The organism is Klebsiella sp. A52 (assembly GCF_018388785.1).
In the GTDB taxonomy this organism is placed as follows: Bacteria; Pseudomonadota; Gammaproteobacteria; order Enterobacterales; family Enterobacteriaceae; genus Klebsiella; species Klebsiella aerogenes.
In genome coordinates, this window is record NZ_CP074437.1 from 342,285 (window position 1) to 361,361 (window position 19,077).

Here is a 19,077-nt window from a genome sequence, read left to right on the forward strand (position 1 = left end):
AATATTATTCTCCTTTTCCTTGTGAACGGTCTGCCCAGGCGTTGTCCCCGGCAGTTAGCGCAGTGTCGCGGGAGAAGGACATCATCGGCTAATCACATCACCTCATTGGCGCATCATCTTGCCTCAGTAAAAAAATGATAAAAAAAGGGGCCGGAAATCCGGCCCCTTAGAGAAAATATGATGCTGAATAATCAGGCGTAGCCGTAGCTCATCAGACGCTGATAGCGGCGGTTACGCAGCTCTTCTTCGCTGAGAGTATCCAGGTCAGCCAGGTCGGCCAACAGTTGTGCCTTCAGGCTCGCCGCCATCGCTTCCGGGTTACGGTGGGCGCCGCCCAGCGGTTCCGGAATGATGGAATCAATCAGCTTCAGCTCTTTGAGGCGCGGCGCAACGATACCCATCGCTTCCGCGGCCAGCGGCGCTTTATCCGCGCTTTTCCACAGAATAGATGCGCAGCCTTCCGGCGAGATAACCGAATAGGTGCTGTACTGCAGCATGTTGACCTTATCACCTACGCCAATCGCCAGCGCGCCGCCGGAGCCGCCTTCGCCGATGACGGTGCAGATAACCGGCACGCTCAGACGCGACATTTCACGCAGGTTGCGGGCAATCGCTTCCGACTGGCCGCGCTCTTCCGCGCCAACGCCCGGATAGGCGCCAGGGGTGTCGATGAAGGTAATGATCGGCATTTTGAAACGCTCAGCCATTTCCATCAGACGCAGCGCTTTGCGGTAGCCTTCCGGTGCCGGCATACCAAAGTTACGACGGATCTTCTCTTTGGTCTCACGGCCTTTCTGATGGCCGATGATCATCACCGGGCGACCATCAAGACGCGCAATACCGCCAACGATAGCTTTATCGTCAGCGTAGGCGCGATCGCCTGCCAGCTCGTCAAACTCGTCGAAAGCCAGGCGGACATAATCCAGGGTATAGGGACGACGTGGATGGCGCGCCAACTGGGCTACCTGCCATGCGCCAAGATCGGCGAAGATTTTGCGCGTCAGCTCTACGCTTTTTTCGCGCAGACGATGCACTTCTTCATCGATGTTAATATCCAGTTTCTCATCCTGACGGCTTACTGCAGTCAGGGAATCGATTTTCGCTTCCAGCTCTGCGATAGGCTGTTCAAAATCTAGGAAATTCAGACTCATAGTATTCCTGTATTAGTCAAACTCCAGTTCCACCTGCTCCGAGCCGATAAGGCCACGCAGATCGTTGAGTAAACGATCGCTCGGAGAGACGCGCCATGTTGCGCCAAAACGCAACCGCGCGCGCGCATCCGCCCTCTGATAATAGAGGTGTACTGGAATGGTTCCCGAACGGTGGGGTTCCAGAGACTGACGGAGTCGGTTTAAAAGCTGGTCATCAATTTGCCTGTCCGTCAGCGAGATAGCAAGCCCGCGAGCATATTTTTCCCGGGCTTCGTCAATATCCATGACTTCACGGGCGGTCATTTTAAGGCCCCCGCTGAAGTCATCAAAGCTGACCTGTCCGCTGACGATAAGTATGCGGTCTTTTTCCAGCAACTGCTGGTATTTATCCAGCGCGTCGGTGAATAACATCACCTCCAGACGCCCGGAACGGTCATCCAGCGTACAGATGCCGATACGATTGCCGCGCTTGGTGACCATTACCCGCGCAGCAATAACCAGACCCGCCGCCGTGGTCACTTTACCACGATCGGTCGGGTGCATGTCTTTGAGTCTCACGCCGCCAACGTAGCGTTCGATCTCTTTCAGGTATTGGTTAATCGGGTGGCCGGTCAGATACAGCCCCAGCGTTTCCCTTTCACCATCCAGCACCACCTGCTCCGGCCACGGCTGGCAGCTGGCGTAGGATTGCTCAATTTGTTCCGGCTCTTCCGCCAGCACGCCGAACATATCCGCCTGGCCGATGGCTTCGGCTTTGGCGTGCTGATCGGCGGCTTTCAGCGCATCGTTGAGCGAGTTCATCAGCGCCGCGCGATGCGGGCCGAGGCGGTCGAACGCCCCGGACATAATCAGCTTTTCCAGTACCCGGCGATTGAGTTTTTTAATATCGGTACGGGCGCACAGATCAAACAGCTCGCGGAAATAGCCGCCATTGTTACGCGCTTCAATGATCGCTTCAATCGGGCCTTCGCCGACGCCTTTAATGGCGCCAATACCATACACGATTTCCCCGTCATCATTGACGTGGAAATGATACAGGCCGGAGTTAATGTCCGGCGGCAGGATTTTCAGGCCCATCCGCCAGCATTCATCAACCAGACCCACCACCTTCTCGGTGTTGTCCATATCGGCGGTCATCACCGCCGCCATAAACTCGGCCGGATAGTGCGCCTTCAGCCACAGCGTCTGGTAGGAGACCAGCGCATAGGCGGCGGAGTGAGACTTGTTAAATCCGTAACCGGCGAATTTTTCCACCAGGTCAAAGATTTTCATCGCCAGTTCGCCGTCAACGCCGCGCTTTTTCGCCCCTTCTTCGAAGGTGCCGCGCTGCTTGGCCATCTCTTCCGGCTTTTTCTTACCCATCGCACGACGCAGCATATCCGCGCCGCCGAGGGTATAACCGGAGAGCTCCTGGGCTATCTGCATGACCTGTTCCTGGTACAGGATGATGCCGTAAGTCGGCTCCAGTACAGGTTTCAGACATTCATGCTGCCACTGGACGTCCGGGTAGGAAATCTCTTCACGGCCGTGCTTACGGTCGATAAAGTTATCTACCATCCCCGACTGCAGCGGGCCCGGACGGAACAGCGCCACCAGCGCGATCATATCTTCGAAGCAGTCAGGCTGCAGACGCTTAATCAGATCTTTCATGCCGCGCGATTCAAGCTGGAAGACCGCGGTGGTTTCCGAGCGCTGCAGCATGTCGAAGCTTTTCTTGTCATCCAGCGGGATCGCGGCGATGTCCAGCGGCCCTTCGCCGTTCTTCGCCCGCCGCTTGTTGATCATCTCCAGCGCCCAGTTGATGATGGTCAGCGTACGCAGGCCGAGGAAGTCGAATTTTACCAGCCCGGCGTATTCGACGTCGTTCTTATCAAACTGGGTAACCGGGTGTAGCCCCTGCTCATCGCAGTACAGCGGCGCGAAATCGGTGATTTTGGTCGGCGCGATAACCACGCCGCCCGCATGCTTACCGGCGTTACGCGTCACGCCTTCCAGCTTACGCGCCATATCAATCAGCGCTTTAACTTCTTCGTCCGCTTCGTAGATTTCCGGCAGCTGTGGTTCCGCTTCAAAGGCTTTCGCCAGCGTCATGCCAGGATCCGGCGGCACCAGCTTGGAGATACGGTCAACAAAGCCGTACGGGTGACCCAGCACGCGGCCCACGTCGCGAATAACCGCCTTCGCCGCCATGGTACCGAAGGTGATGATCTGCGATACCGCGTCGCGGCCATACATATCCGCAACGTGCTCAATAACCTGGTCGCGTTTCTCCATGCAGAAGTCGACGTCGAAGTCGGGCATCGACACACGTTCCGGGTTAAGGAAACGTTCGAACAGCAGGTCAAACTCCAGCGGGTCAAGGTCGGTAATTTTCAGCGCGTAGGCCACCAGCGAGCCGGCGCCGGAACCACGTCCCGGCCCTACCGGCACGCCGTTATCCTTCGACCACTGGATAAATTCCATGACGATCAGGAAGTAGCCCGGGAACCCCATCTGGTTGATAACCTGCAGTTCGACATCCAGACGTTGGTCATATTCCGGGCGACGCTTAGCGCGCTCTTCGGGATCCGGGAACAGGAATTCGAGACGTTCCTCCAGCCCCTCTTTCGACTTCATTACCAGGAAGTCTTCGGTGGTCATGTCGCCAGTCGGGAACTGCGGCAGGAAGTATTCGCCAAGGCGCACGGTAACGTTGCAGCGTTTGGCGATCTCAACGGTGTTTTCCAGCGCTTCCGGGATATCGGCAAATAGCTCGCACATCTCCTCTTCGCTACGCATATATTGCTGCGGCGAGTAGTTGCGCGGTCGCTTCGGATCGTCGAGGGTGAAGCCATCGTGAATGGCGACGCGAATTTCATGGGCGTCGAAGTCGCCGGTTTCCAGGAAACGCACATCGTTGGTCGCCACTACCGGCAAACCATGCTCCTCCGCCAGTTGAACCGCGGCGTGAAGATAGCTTTCTTCGTCCTGACGACCAGTACGGATCAGCTCCAGATAGTAGCGATCCGGGAAATGTTGTTCATAGAAGGCGAGACACTGCTCCACCAGCGGCATATTTCCGCGGATCAGGCTGACGCCAACATCGCCTTTACGGCCGCCGGACAGCAGAATCAGCCCTTCCTGATGCTCAACCAGCCAGTCGCGATCGATCCACGGCCCCAGCGCGCCATAGCCGCGCTGATAGGCGCGAGAAATGAGCAGAGTCAGATTCTGATAGCCGGTATTGTTGGCCGCTAAAACCGTCAGTTCGGTGAATTCATCGCCCAGCAGATCGCACTGAACATGGAAGTCAGCGCCGACAATGGGCTTAATCCCGGCGCCATGGCCCGTTCCGTAGAACTTAACCAGACCGCAGAGGTTGGTAAAATCGGTGATCGCCAGCGCAGGCATGCCCAAAGCGGCCGCCTTTTTCACCAGCGGCCCGGTTTTCGCCAGCCCATCGATCATGGAATAGTCGCTGTGCACCCGCAGGTGTACGAAACGTGGTTCAGACATCTTTAGATCCCAGTGACTTAGTTGGACGCCAGACCCAGCGCGCGTTTCACCGGGCCGAAGCTACGCCGGTGGTGCTCTGTTGCGCCGTGTTCCTGCAGCTTTTGCAGATGTACAACGGTAGGATAGCCTTTGTGCTGGGCAAAGCCGTATTGCGGAAATGCGATATCCAGCGTAGCCATTTCGGCGTCGCGTGTGACTTTAGCCAGAATAGACGCTGCGCTGATTTCCTCCACCCGGCTATCACCTTTCACCACCGCCTGCGACGGCATCGGTAGCGATGGACAGCGATTGCCATCGATAAGCACGAACTCGGGGGTAATACTCAGGCCAGCGACGGCGCGCTGCATTGCCAGCATCGTGGCATGCAGGATGTTCAGCTCGTCAATTTCATGCGGCTCGGCGCGGCCCAGGCTCCAGCATAGCGCTTTGTCTTTGATTTCATCGAACAGCGCCAGGCGGCGCTTTTCGCTCAATTTCTTTGAGTCATTCAGCCCAACAATCGGCTTGCGCGGATCAAGGATCACCGCCGCAGTGACCACTGCGCCGACCAGCGGCCCACGGCCAACCTCATCGACGCCGGCGACCAGATGGGTATGTGGATAGACGAACTCCATCATTTTGCTAACTCCAGTACTGCGTCCGCCGCCTGCTCATCCGCGTTGCAGCGGATCTGCTGATGCAGCGCGCGGAAAGTATCATGCATATCGTGGCTGGTTTTGCCGTCGGCCAGCAGCGGCTTCAACGCGGCGGCCAGCGCCTGCGGCTCGCATTCATCCTGCAGCAGCTCTTTCACCAGCTCGCGCCCGGCCAGCAGATTTGGCAAGGAGACATAATCGGTTTTCACCAGCCGCTTCGCCAGCCAGAAGGTAAACGGCTTCATGCGGTAGCCAACGACCATCGGGCATTTCGCCAGCATGCACTCCAGCGCCGCCGTCCCCGAGGCCAGCAGCGCGGCATCGCTGGCGATCATCGCATCGCGCGCCTGACCATCCAGCATATGCACCGTCATGTCGGGCGCCGTTTCAGCTTTAATTCGCTCAAACTGTTCCCGCCGTTTGGCGTTGACCAGCGGCACCACGACCTGCAGGTCGGGATAGGTGTTACGCAGAAGCTGCGCGGTTTTCAGGAAGTCGGCGCTGAGCATTTCGACCTCCGCGCCGCGGCTACCGGGCAGTAAAGCCAGACAGTGAACGTCATGCGGGATGCCCAGACGATCGCGCGCCGCGCCTTTATCAGGATCCAGCGGCATCGCATCCGCCATGGTATGGCCGATAAAGCGGCAGGGGACGTTAAATCTGTCGTAAAACGCTTTTTCGAAAGGCAGGAATGCCAGAACCAGATCGGTGGATCTGCCAATTTTGAAAACGCGTTTTTGTCGCCATGCCCAAACGGACGGGCTGACGTAATGAATGGTTTTGATGCCCTGCTTTTTCAGATTACCTTCGAGGGTAATATTGAAATCAGGGGCGTCGATGCCAACGAAGACATCGGGACGCAGCTCGCCGAAGCGGCGCGTTAAATCGGCGCGAATATGCAGTAAGCGGCGCAGGCGACCAAGCACTTCAACAATGCCCATCACCGCCAGCTCTTCCATTTCGTACCAGGCTTCACATCCTTCCGCCTGCATCAGCGGCCCCGCCACGCCGACAAAGCGCGCATCAGGGATGCGAGCTTTGAGGGCGCGAATGAGACCAGCGCCAAGAATATCGCCGGAAGTTTCTCCGGCGACCAGGGCAATCGTCAGGGGACGCTGTTCGGCCATTAACGAATCAAGCCGCGAGTTGAACGGGCGAAGAAATCGACAAACGGCTGAACTTCAGGGTGCTGAGCCGCCAGTTCGGCAATTTCCGGTTTGGCTTCGTCCAGCGTTTTGCCGCTGCGGTACAGCAGTTTATAGGCGTTACGAATCGCGGTAATCGCTTCACGGCTAAAGCCGCGGCGTTTCAGCCCTTCGATGTTGACGCCAAACGGCGTGGCGTGGTTGCCCTGGGCAATCACGAACGGCGGAACGTCCTGAGCGACGCCGGAGCAGCCGCCAACCATTACGTGCGCGCCGATGATGCAGAACTGATGTACTGCAGTCATGCCGCCGATGATGACGAAATCATCCAGAGATACGTGACCGGCCAGCGTCGCGTTGTTGGCCAGAATACAGCGGTCGCCAAGCGTGCAATCATGCGCCACGTGGGCGTTGATCATCAGCAGGTTATCGCTGCCCACCTTCGTTAATCCACCGCCCTGTACTGTACCGCGATGAATGGTCACGCTTTCGCGAATGCGGTTGCGATCGCCAATTTCCACTCGGGTCGGCTCGCCAGCATATTTCAGATCCTGGTTGACTTCGCCGATAGAAGCGAACTGATAGATCTCATTGTCGCGACCAATTTTAGTGTGGCCATTCACAACGACATGAGACTTCAGTACGGTGCCCTCGCCAATTTCGACGTTGGCGCCCACGATACAAAACGGACCAATGTGAACGTTAGCGCCAATAACGGCGCCTTCTTCTACAATGGCGGTAGGATGAATAAAGGCGGTTTTATCAATCACGTATCAGGCCTCCCGGCTACGCGCACACATCATCGTCGCTTCGCAAACCACTTTACCGTCAACCAGCGCAACGCCTTTGAAACGGGTCAGGCCGCGGCGGGTTTTCTCGAAAGTGACTTCCATAATCATCTGATCGCCTGGTACTACCGGACGTTTGAAACGCGCTTCATCGATACCCGCGAAGTAGTACAACTCGCCCGGCTCAAGTTTTCCAACGCTTTTAAATGCCAGAATACCGGTGGCCTGCGCCATCGCTTCCAGAATCAGAACGCCAGGTAAAATCGGCTTACCAGGGAAATGCCCCTGGAAAAACGGCTCGTTTACGGAAACATTTTTTACTGCGCGCAGAAAACGACCTTCTTCAAAATCCAGCACGCGGTCTACCAGCAGGAACGGGTAACGGTGAGGCAGAAGTTCCAGAATCTCTTCAATGTGCAGAGTATGAGTGTCAGTAGTCAAAATACTCTTCCTGTCTAAATATACTAAAAGGCAATAATAACACGGCCTGCGGCAATCTTATTAACGAATGCAACAGGCCGGGAATGTACGTGACCAAATGAGAAATTAGTCTTGTTGATTAACCTTGCGCTCAACGGCTTTCAGGCGCTTGCTCATCTCGTCAATATTCATCACCAGCGCCGCGGTTTTACGCCACGCCTTGTTCGGCTGTAGCGGAATACCTGAGGAATAGACGCCAGGTTCAGAGATAGGACGCATAACCATCCCCATCCCGGTAACGGTGACTTTATCGCAGATTTCCATATGGCCGTTAATCACGCTGGCGCCGCCAATCATGCAGTAACGGCCAATTTTCAGGCTGCCGGCCATAATCACGCCGCCAGCGACGGCGGTATTGTCGCCAATCACCACGTTATGCGCAATCTGACACTGGTTATCAATGATAACGCCGTTACCGATCACGGTATCGTCCAGCGCGCCGCGATCGATAGTGGTACAGGCGCCGATCTCCACGTGATCGCCAATAATAACGCGACCAAGCTGCGGGATCTTCACCCAGTTACCGCGATCGTTAGCGTAACCGAAACCGTCCGCGCCGATCACCGTACTGGACTGGATCAGGCAATTTTCACCGATCTCAATCTCATGGTAAACGGCAACGTTAGCCCACAAACGCGAGCCGGCGCCGATTTTACTATTTTTGCCAACGAAGCAGCCCGCGCCGATAACCACGTTATCGCCCAGCACCACGCCGGATTCGATAACGGCGTTCGCGCCAACGGAGACGTTGTTACCCAGCTTCGCCGTGGGATCGATCACCGCGCTTGGCGCGATGTCTTTCGCCGGCTGCGGCGTGGTATCTAAAATTTGAGCCATGCGCGCGTAGGTCAGGTAGGGATTACGCACTACCAGCGCGGCGCTATGGGCAAAGGGTAAATCGTCCGGCGTCATCACAACGGCGGAGGCCTGGCAAGCGGCCAGGTGTTCACGGTATTTAGGATTTACCATGAAAGTAATTTGGCCTGCTTTAGCGCTCTGCATGGACGCAACGCCGGTGATGACGATATCGCCATCACCGTGTAACTCTGCATCCAACTGCTGTGCTAAGTCAGCCAGTCGAATTGAAGGCATTACTTATTTAACCTGTTTCAGTACATCAGCGGTAATGTCTTTAACATCGCTGCTGTTGTATGCCACGGCATTAGAGTCAACAACCAGATCGATGCTCTGATCTTTCGCTACGCTCTGAACGGCGGTCTGGATACGGGTAACCAGTTTGCCACGTTCTTCGTTGGAACGACGTGCGCGATCCTGCTCAAAAGCCTGTGCTTTCTGCGCGAAGGACTGACGCTGAGACATCACGTCTTTTTCCAGCTTGCTACGATCTGCGCCCGGTTTCATAGACTGCAGACGCTGCATTTTGGACTGCAGATCGCCTTCCATACGCTGCAGTTCGCTAGCGCGGCCTTTGAACTCGTTTTCCAGCGTGTTGGAAACGCCAGTTTTCTGGGCTACCTGTTGGAACAGGTTGTTCATGTTAACCATTGCAATTTTATCTGCCGCCTGAGCGGAAGTTACCATTGCTAAACCCAGACCTGCAGCTAATAACCACTTTTTCACAATTGACTCCTTACCATCCCATGAGTACCCAGGGGTACCGTTATTTGCGTGGCCAGGCGATAGCATCCGCTATCGCCTACAGTCAGCGCTATACTGCACTTACATTCCGTTGTTGCCAACAATTACCAGGTTTTACCAATGTTAAACTGGAACTGCTCGGCTTTGTCTCCATCGTACTTTTTAAACGGTTGGGCGTAGGAGAAGACCAACGGCCCCAACGGCGACATCCACTGTACCGCGATACCCGCAGACATACGAATGTTGTTCGGATCGCTGTAGTCAGGCACGCCTGCTGCTCGAGTCGCCGCAGTATTTTCCCAGTTTGTATCCCATACGGTACCCATATCCCAGAAAATGGAGGTACGTACCGAGTTCGCGTATTTATCACTGATAAACGGCGTCGGGGTAATCAGCTCAAGACTGGCGACCGCCATGGCGTTACCGCCGACCGCATCGTCTGATTTACAGTATGAACCGTCAGAGTTGGAACATTCTTCGTAGTCGTTATTATCTCCGGCATAAGCCCCGGATTTATAGACCGCTTTCGGACCGATGGTGTTCGACTGGAAGCCACGCACGGTACTTGAACCACCGGCGTAGAAGTTCTCATAGAACGGCATCTCTTTGCTGCCGATACCATCGCCATAACCCAGTCGGGTACGTCCCAGCACAACCCACTGGTGATCGTCATCGATCGGCACGTACGTCGCGGTATCCAACGTCGCTTTGTAGTATTCGTTGTCAGACCCCGGAATGGTCACTTTGCCGTTCAGGTTGACGCGCGAACCTTCCGTCGGGAAGTAACCACGGTCCAGCTTGTTATAGGTCCAGCCGTAGTTAAAGGTGAAGTCATTCGCGGTAAAGCTGCCGGTGCTGTCTGAACCTACAGAGTCAAGGTAACGATCCATCGCCACCTGCGGCTGCATGTTGGACAGGGAGTTATGAACGTAACCTAAGCCTGCGCGCAGCGAGTTGTATTCGTTGATCGGGAAGCCGAGGGTGACGTCTGTACCATAGCTTTTGTTGGTATAGTCAGACAGATCCGCGTCATTCGCATCAAAGTCGTTATAGAAGAGGCGGCCGCCGAGGCTCACGCCGTCTACGGTGAAGTACGGGTTGGTGACCGACAGTTCAGCGTAGGTCTGGTAGTCGTTTTTGGTCCCGTTGATGCCGACGGAGTAGCCGGTACCTAACCAGTTATCCTGCTGTACGCCCGCCTGGAAGCTGACGCCGCTTTCGGTACCGTAACCGATACCGAAGTTCAGGCTACCGGTGTTACGCTCTTTCACCTTGTAAACGACATCGACCTGATCCGGGCTACCCGGCACGCGCTGGGTATCGGTATCGACGGTTTCGAAATAACCTAAACGGTTAAGACGGTCTTTACCCTGGTCAACCAGGTCGCTGCCCAGCCACGCCCCTTCCATCTGGCGCATTTCGCGGCGCAGAACGGAATCTTTGGAGGTGTCGTTACCTTCGAAGCGAATTTTACGCACGTAGTAACGGTTACCAGCATCAACGTTAATGTGCAGCTTCACGGTTTTATCCGTGTCGTTGATTTCCGGCTGCGACTGGACGCGTGGATAAGCGTAACCATAGCGACCGAGGAGTTTCTTAATGTCATTCTCCATTTTGGTCACTTTGGTGCCGTTATACAGCTCGCCCGGCTCAATTTTGGTCAGCGATTCGATTTCCGCAGAATGGCCCGCCAAATCGCCCGTTATCTGCACGCCGGAGAGCTTGTACTGCTCGCCTTCGGTGATGTTAACGGTGATGTAGATGCCTTTCTTGTCCGGCGTCAGGCTAACCTGCGTCGAATCGATGTTGAAACGCGCGTAACCGCGATCCAGATAGTAGCTGCGCAGGGTTTCAAGGTCGCCCGCCAGTTTCTGTTTCTGGTATTTGCGATCGCCGACCACGTTCCACCACGGCACTTCATCGCGCAGTTGGAAGTGAGAGATCAGTTCGTCAGTGGTGAACGCGTGGTTACCGACAATGTTAATCTGCTGGATTTTCGCCGAGACGCCTTCCTGGAACACCAGTTTCAGGTCGACGCGGTTCCGCGGCAGCGGCGTCACGACAGCTTTTACGCTGGCGCTATATTTACCGACGCTGTAGTAGAAATCTTCCAGCCCTTTTTCGATATCGGCAAGCTTGGTGCGATCGAGAGATTCCCCAACGCGAACGCCGGATGCCTCAAGGTTTTGCTTGAGCATGTCATCCTTCACCGACTTGTTGCCGGAGAAGGTAATGCTCGCAATTGTTGGGCGCTCTTTCACCTGCACCAGCAGGGTATCACCATCGCGCAGGACGCGGACGTCCTCAAAGTTGCCAGTGGCAAACAGAGCGCGAATGGTGTTACTGATATCATCATCGGTCACCGTATCGCCAGGACGCACTGGCATGCTGAGGAGGGCCGCACCAACAGCGACACGCTGCAAGCCTTCGAAATGAATGTCCTTCACCACGAACCCTTCAGCACCGTATACAGTCGCGCTGCTAAACAGCAGCGACGCTATGAGCAACTTTTTCATCGCCATCGTTATTATGCGTTCTTCCTAACAAACTCTCTTACAACCGAGAGAAATCATTGAAAAGTGCAAGCCCCATTAACAGCACCAGCAGTATTGAGCCAATGCGATAACTAAAGTCTTGAACTCGCTCGGATACCGGCCCGCCCTTCAGCTTTTCAATCGCCAAAAACAGCAGATGCCCCCCGTCGAGGACGGGTAACGGGAACAAGTTGATTATTCCAAGGTTCACGCTAATCAGCGCAAGGAACATCAGATAGTAAATCAACCCAAATTCCGCTGACATTCCAGCCCCCTGAGCGATAGAAATCGGCCCACTGAGGTTGTTCAGTTTGACATCACCGGTTATCAATTTGCCCAGCATCCTGACCGTTAACGACATCAGTTGCCAGGTTTTATCCGTGGCTTCGGCGATGGCGGCAAACGGCCCGTACTGACGCACTGTCTTGTATTCATCAGGTAGCGGGATAACTTTTGGCACTACCCCTGCAAACCCTTCAGCCTTGCCTTTCACCGACTTCGTATCCGGAGTCAGGGTCAACGACAGCGGCGTACCTTGTCTGTCGACCTCCAGAGCCAGCGCCTTGCCCGGATTATCACGCACCAGATTAACAAACGTCATCCACTGCGTTAACGGTTGACCATCGACTTTAACGATCCTGTCTCCCGCTTGCAAACCTGCTTTCTGCGCGGCCGACTGAGATTGAACCTCAGCCAGCGCGGTATCAATCTGCGCGCTACGCGGCTTGATGCCTAACGAGGCCACCGGATCTTGCTTATCCGGCTCAAACGCCCAGTGCCGCAGATCGAGGATTTTATCCTGACGTTGGTTCGTCCCGAAAGGGGCGACGGTAAGTATTGTTTGTTGGTCGCCAATCTTCGCGACTAACGCCATACGTACTGCATCCCAATCAGGCGTTTCGATGCCATCTATCGCTTTAAGTTCCATTCCTTTTGCAATTTGTGCTTGCGCAGCGATGGAATTGGGCGATATTTCATCAACAACCGGACGCACGCCAGGGACGCCGATGATAAACACCAGCCAGTAGGCAAAGATGGCAAAAATGAAGTTGGCAATAGGGCCTGCGGCGATGATGGCCGCGCGCTGACCGACGGTTTTATTATTGAAAGCGTAGTGACGCATTTCCGGCGCCACCGGTTCGACGCGTTCGTCGAGCATCTTCACATAACCGCCGAGCGGGATCAGCGCGATAACAAACTCGGTCCCCTGCTTATCCACGCGGCGCCACAGCGCTTTACCAAAACCAATGGAGAATCGTTCAACGCGCACGCCGCAGCGACGAGCCACCCAGAAATGGCCGAACTCGTGCACGGTGATCAGTACGCCAAGCGCAATAATAAAAGCGGCCAAATTCCAGAGAACGCTCAGCATAAAACCTTCCGTCAAATCGTCCTGAAGACTAACAACAGCAGACAAGCGAACACCGGTACCGCAGCCGTCAGGCTGTCGATACGGTCTAAAATACCGCCATGTCCAGGGATCAGATGCCCGCTATCCTTGATGCCGGCTTCACGCTTAAACATACTTTCCGTCAAATCACCCAGCACTGAAGCCAGCGCCGCCACCACCGAGCAGATCAGCAACACGGTTGGGGTGACATCAAGATGAGCCCACACGCCATAAGCCCAGGAGATAACAGCTGCCGTCAACAGGCCGCCGAAGAAACCCTGCCAGGTTTTACCCGGAGAAACCTTCGGCGCCAGCTTATGCTTACCGAACATTTTACCAAACATGTAGGCGCCGGAATCCGCGCCCCACACCAGAATCATGACGTACAGCAGCCACACCGCGCCGCTGTAGTGGTTATCGGCATAATGCCATGCGCGCAGCGCCAGCATGCCCCAGAAAAACGGGACGATAGTCAGCAGGCCGAAGATCAGACGTAACGCTTTGGAATGACGCCACAGCGCCGCCGAGGCCGGATAAGAGAGCACCAGCAACAGCGCGACAATCCACCAGCCAAATGAGGCCCATAACGATCCTTCAACCATCGGTTGATGCGCGTCATAGTGGTATTCAGGCAACATAAAGAGCATCAGCGCCAGCAGCAGGCCGCAAAGCACCGCAAGCCACACGCGCTGCGTCGTTGAGGTAAAACCGCTTAATTGCCCCCACTCCCACGCGGCGAGCATACAAACGACCAGGGTGACGATGGCAAAACCCGCGGGCGGCAATAGAAAAAGCGCCGCAATAACGACGGGAATTAAAACGAAAGCGGAAATCAGGCGATACTTCAGCAAAAGTGACCCCCATCAGGCATGACTGCCACCCGGCTCTTCTGTGCCGCCAAAACGACGCTCTCGACTAACGAATGCATGGAGTGCACCTTCAAAGTCCTGTTCAGCAAAATCGGGCCAAAGAACATCCGTAAAGTAAAGTTCGGCATAGGCAATTTGCCAAATCAAAAAGTTACTTATTCGGTGCTCTCCCCCGGTCCTAATAACTAAATCAACGGGAGCCAGTTCATGCATACACACCCGCTGGCTAAGCATCTCTTCCGTGATCTCTTCAGGTTTTAACAACCCGTTTTGTACCTGTTCGGCCAGTTGACGCGCGCCCTGGACAATATCCCAGCGGCCGCCGTAATTAGCGGCGATATTCAGCGTTAACCCGGTATTGTTTGCCGTTAGCGCTTCCGCCTTACGGATACGCTCCTGCAGCCGAGCATTAAAGCGCGTCGTCTCGCCGATAATCCGCAGGCGGACATTGTGACGATGCAGGCTTTTGACTTCGCTATCCAGCGCCCAGACAAACAGTTCCATCAGCGCGCTCACTTCCTGCGCCGGACGGTTCCAGTTTTCACTACTGAATGCGTAAAGCGTTAATGCTTCAATACCATTATTCGCCGCGAAGGAGACCGCGCGACGAACAGATTTCGCTCCAGCTTTATGGCCAAAGGCGCGAATTTTACCTTGTTGTTTCGCCCAACGACCGTTGCCGTCCATGATAATGGCGACATGGCGACAACCATGTGCAGGCGACATTTTGCTGACAGTTTGATTAGCAGACAACATAACGCGTTTTAAGTCCATAATAAGGATTAGCTAAGCCACATCACACACGCCGCCGGGCAGCGCTGAATACGCATTTTTATCCGGCGCCGGAGCTACAGCCAATCGCAGAGAACAACCAAAAGCTTTACGCAAAAAAGCCGTGTCTTGCCACGGCCACCGTAATCTTTCACAACAAAATGCAACGATCGGGTGGCGCAGACTATATCACTGAAGCCCAGCGCCCACAAATATCACAACGCGTTGTAGGGGCTCCCCTGCGCCATGTGTTATCGAAGTTGTCGCTGTGCGGCGACGCGCGCTTCGGCATCAATTGCAACCACTTCATCAATACTTTGCGGTTCATTGAGCGCCATACTATCCAGCACTGCCTGGTTCACCGCCGCAATATCGGTAAAGCGGATTTCACTATTCAGAAACGCCGCCACTGAGACTTCGTTAGCGGCATTCAACGCCGTCGTCGCCGCCTGGCCGACATCAAAAGCGTCCATCGCCAGCTTGAGGCACGGATAGCGGTCGTAATCCGGCGCCGAGAAGCTCAGGTTGCTCAACTGGCAGAAATCCAGCGGTTTAACGCCAGAGTTCAGGCGCTGCGGCCAGCCCATGGTATGGGCGATCGGCGTGCGCATATCCGGCTCGCCCAATTGCGCCAGCACGCTGCCGTCTTGATAGCGAACCATGGAGTGAATCACCGATTGCGGATGAATTATGACTTCCATCTGCCGAGCAGAAGCATTAAACAGCCAGCGGGCTTCGATATACTCCAGCCCTTTATTCATCATCGTGGCGGAATCAACGGAAATTTTGCGTCCCATTGACCAGTTCGGATGGCGGCAAGCCTGATCCGGCGTCATTGCCGCCAGCTCAGAAATCGCCGTTTCCCGGAAAGGACCACCGGAACCGGTCAGCAGAATCGACGAGACGCCGTTCTGCGTCAGGTCAGCGTATCCCAGATGATTTTGAATTGTTTCCGGCATACTCTGAAAAATCGCGTTATGTTCGCTATCAACCGGCAACAGGCGAGCGCCATACTGCTGAACCGCATCCATAAACAGGCGGCCGCAGGTCACCAGAGACTCTTTGTTCGCCAGCAATACCGTTTTGCCGGCGCGAATTGCCGCCAGCGTCGGCGCCAGGCCTGCCGCGCCAACGATGGCCGCCATCACCTGATCGACCTCATCCAGCGCCGCGACGTCGGCCGCCGCCTGCTTGCCGCTCAGCACTTCCGTGCGGCAGCCCTGTTCGCGCAGCAGCGTACGTAAACGCTCAGCGCTTTGCGCGTCATCCATCACCGCGAATCGGGGGGAAAATTCCAGACATTGTTCAACCATACGGTCGACATTTTTCCCCGCGACCAGCGCGGCGACGGAAAAGCTTTCGGGATTATGGCGCACCACGTCCAGCGTGCTGCAGCCGATTGAACCGGTCGAACCGAGAACGGTTAATTGCTTCATGAGACGTCCAGAAGAATTGTGACAGGATAAAAAGCAAAACGCCGCCAGCAAGCCCTTTACGCATCAATTCTCGGGGCTAAAACGGCGGCGAATGACCTTCGGTATAAACCTGAAGGCTACAAGGCCAGCTATTTTAACGCAATCCCAAATATTGAGCGTACGGTCTTCTGTACAGCGTTTCAGACTTTACGCAGCCCCGAATGCCCCGGGCCTGCGTAGCGGCAGAAAATCAGAACTGCATCAGTTCCGCTTCTTTCTCTGCCAGCGCCGCATCAACTTTCTTAATGGCGGCGTCAGTCATTTTCTGCACGTCGTCCTGAGAACGGCGATCGTCATCTTCGCTGATCTCTTTCTCTTTGAGCAGAGCTTTAACTTTGTCGTTCGCGTCACGACGAACGTTACGCACGGCAACACGCGCCTGCTCAGCTTCGCCACGCACGATCTTAGTCAGATCTTTACGACGTTCTTCAGTCAGCGGCGGCAGCGGAACGCGGATATCGCTACCCGCAGAGCTCGGGTTCAGACCCAGGTCAGACGCCATAATCGCTTTTTCAACGGCCGGGCTCATGGAGCGGTCGAAGACGTTGATTTTCAGCGTACGGGAATCTTCTACCGTAACGCTTGCCAGCTGGCGCAGCGGGGTCGGCGTGCCGTAGTATTCCACGATGATGCCATCCAGCAGGCTTGGAGAAGCACGGCCCGTGCGAATTTTGCTGATTTGGTTTTTGAATGCTTCTACGCATTTTTCCATGCGTACTTCAGCATCTTTTCTGATATCGCTAATCACGTTACGAATCCTTGAAAACTTGTCTCAGACAGACCACACGGTCGCCCACTGCAAAAGTGAGCTAAGTATAGTCCGGATTAATTCTATTAACCGGGCAACTTCCCCGCTAAAGTAAAGCGGAATATTACCCGGAATTAGCGCCGACGGGAATTATTCCGTAATCAATGTGCCTTCTTTTTCGCCCATGACCACGCGACGCAGCGCGCCTGGCTTGTTCATGTTAAATACGCGAATCGGCAGTTTGTGGTCGCGCGCCAGGGTAAAGGCGGCAAGATCCATCACTTTCAGCTCTTTATCCAGCACTTCGCTGTAGGTGAGCTGATCGTACATGGTAGCGGAAGGATCTTTCGCCGGGTCAGCGGTAAACACACCGTCAACCTTGGTCGCTTTCAGTACCACGTCGGCTTCGATTTCAATACCGCGCAGGCAGGCTGCGGAGTCGGTGGTAAAGAATGGGTTGCCGGTACCCGCGGAGAGGATCACCACGCGATTGTTACGCAGCAGGCTAATCGCCTCCGCCCAGCTGTAGTTGTCGCACACGCCGTTCAGCGGGATTGCGGACATCAGGCGAGCGTTCACATAGGCGCGATGGAGCGCATCACGCATTGCCAGGCCGTTCATGACCGTTGCCAGCATGCCCATGTGGTCGCCCACAACGCGGTTCATACCCGCTTTCGCCAGACCAGCACCACGGAACAGGTTACCGCCACCAATCACTACGCCAACCTGAATACCCAGTTCAACCAGTTCTTTGATTTCCTGAGCCATACGGTCAAGTATGCTTGCATCAATACCGAAGCCTTCTGAACCCTGCAGAGCTTCGCCACTTAACTTCAGCAGAATACGTTTGTAGACGGGTTTTGCATTGGTAGCCATGTTTCTTTCCTGAGACTGTCAACGATTGAGATGAGTTAATTCTGACGACATTGTATGTCATCGTTCAGCGCAGTCACTATAAGCGATTGGCTGATTTTACAAGAGAGGCGCAAAAAGAAGCCGCCCTCAGGCGGCTCCTTTTTTTAAAAATTAAGACTGCTTGGACATCGCAGCAACTTCTGCTGCAAAGTCAGTCTCAACTTTCTCAATGCCTTCGCCCACTTCAAAGCGGATGAAGCCAGTAACGTCGGCGTTGTGCTCTTTCAGCAGCTGACCAACAGATTTGCTCGGTTCCATAACGAAAGGCTGACCAGTCAGAGAAACTTCGCCGGTGAATTTCTTCATGCGGCCTTCAACCATTTTCTCTGCGATTTCTTTCGGCTTACCGGACTGCATCGCGATGTCCAGCTGAACCTGGTACTCTTTTTCTACTACTTCAGCAGAAACGTCTTCCGGCTTAACGAATTCCGGCTTGCTTGCAGCAACGTGCATTGCCAGCTGCTTAACCAGCTCTTCGTCAGCGCCTTTAGCGGCAACCAGAACGCCGATGCGAGCACCGTGCTGGTAGCTGCCCAGAACGTCGCCTTCCAGGATAGCGATACGACGGATGTTGATGTTCTCGCCGATTTTAGCAACCAGGGCAACACGTTCTTCTTCGAACTGCGCTTTCAGAACTTCAACGTCGGAGATTTTACCAGCAACAGCGGCGTCCAGTACTTTGTCAGCAAATGCCTGGAAACCACCATCTTTAGCAACGAAGTCAGTCTGGCAGTTAACTTCCAGAATGTAACCGTAGTTGCCGTCGATTTTGGTTTTGATCACGCCGTCAGCAGCAACGTTGCCTGCTTTTTTCGCCGCTTTGATCGCGCCGGATTTACGCATGTTTTCGATTGCCAGCTCGATGTCGCCATTAGCTTCAGTCAGTGCTTTTTTGCAATCCATCATGCCTGCGCCAGTACGTTCGCGCAGCTCTTTTACCAGGGAAGCGGTAATTTCAGCCATTCTAAAATCCTCGGGAGATGTGGAAACTGCCCGGCCTGCGGCCAAACAGCATAAATTGAAAAAAGGGGCCTAAAATTGGCCCCTATTCATACACGGTACTAATAAGGGCTTAAACCTTA

At 54.8% G+C, this 19,077-nt stretch carries 16 protein-coding genes; all 16 read right to left on the reverse strand.

Translation table 11 applies throughout. The features are described from left to right. Positions 1–191: 191 nt before the first annotated feature. Positions 192–1,151 carry an acetyl-CoA carboxylase carboxyl transferase subunit alpha gene (gene accA / locus KGA69_RS01650; RefSeq protein WP_045390153.1) on the reverse strand — a complete coding sequence of 320 codons (960 nt, stop codon included), beginning with the start codon at positions 1,149–1,151 and terminating at the stop codon, positions 192–194. Positions 1,152–1,163: 12 nt separating this feature from the next. Beyond that, complete coding sequence (gene dnaE / locus KGA69_RS01655) at positions 1,164–4,646, reverse strand: DNA polymerase III subunit alpha (RefSeq protein ID WP_045390151.1); 3,483 nt, start codon at positions 4,644–4,646, stop codon at positions 1,164–1,166. Between the two features lie 17 nt (positions 4,647–4,663). Beyond that, positions 4,664–5,263 (reverse strand): ribonuclease HII, encoded by a 600-nt coding sequence (rnhB, locus tag KGA69_RS01660; RefSeq protein WP_213292758.1) that lies wholly within the window; start codon positions 5,261–5,263, stop codon positions 4,664–4,666. Then, a complete protein-coding gene (gene lpxB / locus KGA69_RS01665) occupies positions 5,260–6,408 on the reverse strand; it encodes a lipid-A-disaccharide synthase (protein WP_045390149.1) in 1,149 nt (382 codons plus the stop codon). Before lpxB ends, rnhB begins: the two co-directional genes overlap by 4 nt. After that, the gene (gene lpxA, locus KGA69_RS01670) at positions 6,408–7,196 is read right to left on the reverse strand and encodes an acyl-ACP--UDP-N-acetylglucosamine O-acyltransferase (RefSeq protein WP_015368155.1); all 789 of its coding nucleotides are present in this window, start codon (positions 7,194–7,196) and stop codon (positions 6,408–6,410) included. The genes lpxB and lpxA overlap by 1 nt, the downstream gene beginning before the upstream one ends. 3 nt (positions 7,197–7,199) lie before the next feature. Continuing rightward, positions 7,200–7,655 (reverse strand): 3-hydroxyacyl-ACP dehydratase FabZ, encoded by a 456-nt coding sequence (gene fabZ / locus KGA69_RS01675; RefSeq protein ID WP_004145858.1) that lies wholly within the window; start codon positions 7,653–7,655, stop codon positions 7,200–7,202. Between the two features lie 105 nt (positions 7,656–7,760). Then, positions 7,761–8,786: a UDP-3-O-(3-hydroxymyristoyl)glucosamine N-acyltransferase gene (gene lpxD, locus KGA69_RS01680; protein ID WP_213292759.1), complete on the reverse strand. Its 1,026-nt coding sequence runs from the start codon at positions 8,784–8,786 to the stop codon at positions 7,761–7,763. Between the two features lie 3 nt (positions 8,787–8,789). Continuing rightward, positions 8,790–9,275 carry a molecular chaperone Skp gene (gene skp, locus KGA69_RS01685; protein WP_045390145.1) on the reverse strand — a complete coding sequence of 162 codons (486 nt, stop codon included), beginning with the start codon at positions 9,273–9,275 and terminating at the stop codon, positions 8,790–8,792. Positions 9,276–9,397: 122 nt separating this feature from the next. Next, positions 9,398–11,815 (reverse strand): outer membrane protein assembly factor BamA, encoded by a 2,418-nt coding sequence (gene bamA / locus KGA69_RS01690; protein ID WP_045390143.1) that lies wholly within the window; start codon positions 11,813–11,815, stop codon positions 9,398–9,400. A gap of 31 nt (positions 11,816–11,846) precedes the next feature. Continuing rightward, on the reverse strand, positions 11,847–13,199 hold the full coding sequence (rseP, locus tag KGA69_RS01695) for a sigma E protease regulator RseP (protein WP_045390141.1): 1,353 nt from the start codon (positions 13,197–13,199) through the stop codon (positions 11,847–11,849). Positions 13,200–13,210: 11 nt separating this feature from the next. Continuing rightward, complete coding sequence (gene cdsA, locus KGA69_RS01700; RefSeq protein ID WP_045390139.1) at positions 13,211–14,068, reverse strand: phosphatidate cytidylyltransferase; 858 nt, start codon at positions 14,066–14,068, stop codon at positions 13,211–13,213. A gap of 12 nt (positions 14,069–14,080) precedes the next feature. After that, entirely contained in the window at positions 14,081–14,842 is a 762-nt protein-coding gene (gene ispU, locus KGA69_RS01705; RefSeq protein ID WP_045390181.1) for a (2E,6E)-farnesyl-diphosphate-specific ditrans,polycis-undecaprenyl-diphosphate synthase, read from the reverse strand. Between the two features lie 266 nt (positions 14,843–15,108). Next, positions 15,109–16,293 (reverse strand): 1-deoxy-D-xylulose-5-phosphate reductoisomerase, encoded by a 1,185-nt coding sequence (ispC, locus tag KGA69_RS01710; RefSeq protein ID WP_045390136.1) that lies wholly within the window; start codon positions 16,291–16,293, stop codon positions 15,109–15,111. A 229-nt stretch (positions 16,294–16,522) separates the two neighbouring features. After that, a complete protein-coding gene (frr, locus tag KGA69_RS01715; RefSeq protein WP_015368165.1) occupies positions 16,523–17,080 on the reverse strand; it encodes a ribosome recycling factor in 558 nt (185 codons plus the stop codon). Positions 17,081–17,230: 150 nt separating this feature from the next. Further along, positions 17,231–17,956, reverse strand: coding sequence for a UMP kinase (gene pyrH, locus KGA69_RS01720; RefSeq protein ID WP_004098747.1), 726 nt, complete (start codon positions 17,954–17,956; stop codon positions 17,231–17,233). Between the two features lie 150 nt (positions 17,957–18,106). Beyond that, positions 18,107–18,958 carry a translation elongation factor Ts gene (tsf, locus tag KGA69_RS01725; protein ID WP_015368168.1) on the reverse strand — a complete coding sequence of 284 codons (852 nt, stop codon included), beginning with the start codon at positions 18,956–18,958 and terminating at the stop codon, positions 18,107–18,109. Positions 18,959–19,077 lie beyond the last annotated feature (119 nt).

What these genes read in the sequence shown, in the direction of transcription:
- accA (WP_045390153.1), bottom strand. Translation starts at nt 1,151, where the DNA reads ATGAGTCTGAATTTCCTAGATTTTGAACAGCCTATCGCAGAGCTGGAA.
- dnaE (WP_045390151.1), bottom strand. Translation starts at nt 4,646, where the DNA reads ATGTCTGAACCACGTTTCGTACACCTGCGGGTGCACAGCGACTATTCC.
- rnhB (WP_213292758.1), bottom strand. Translation starts at nt 5,263, where the DNA reads ATGATGGAGTTCGTCTATCCACATACCCATCTGGTCGCCGGCGTCGAT.
- lpxB (WP_045390149.1), bottom strand. Translation starts at nt 6,408, where the DNA reads ATGGCCGAACAGCGTCCCCTGACGATTGCCCTGGTCGCCGGAGAAACT.
- lpxD (WP_213292759.1), bottom strand. Translation starts at nt 8,786, where the DNA reads ATGCCTTCAATTCGACTGGCTGACTTAGCACAGCAGTTGGATGCAGAG.
- bamA (WP_045390143.1), bottom strand. Translation starts at nt 11,815, where the DNA reads ATGGCGATGAAAAAGTTGCTCATAGCGTCGCTGCTGTTTAGCAGCGCG.
- rseP (WP_045390141.1), bottom strand. Translation starts at nt 13,199, where the DNA reads ATGCTGAGCGTTCTCTGGAATTTGGCCGCTTTTATTATTGCGCTTGGC.
- ispU (WP_045390181.1), bottom strand. Translation starts at nt 14,842, where the DNA reads ATGTTGTCTGCTAATCAAACTGTCAGCAAAATGTCGCCTGCACATGGT.
- ispC (WP_045390136.1), bottom strand. Translation starts at nt 16,293, where the DNA reads ATGAAGCAATTAACCGTTCTCGGTTCGACCGGTTCAATCGGCTGCAGC.
- pyrH (WP_004098747.1), bottom strand. Translation starts at nt 17,956, where the DNA reads ATGGCTACCAATGCAAAACCCGTCTACAAACGTATTCTGCTGAAGTTA.
- tsf (WP_015368168.1), bottom strand. Translation starts at nt 18,958, where the DNA reads ATGGCTGAAATTACCGCTTCCCTGGTAAAAGAGCTGCGCGAACGTACT.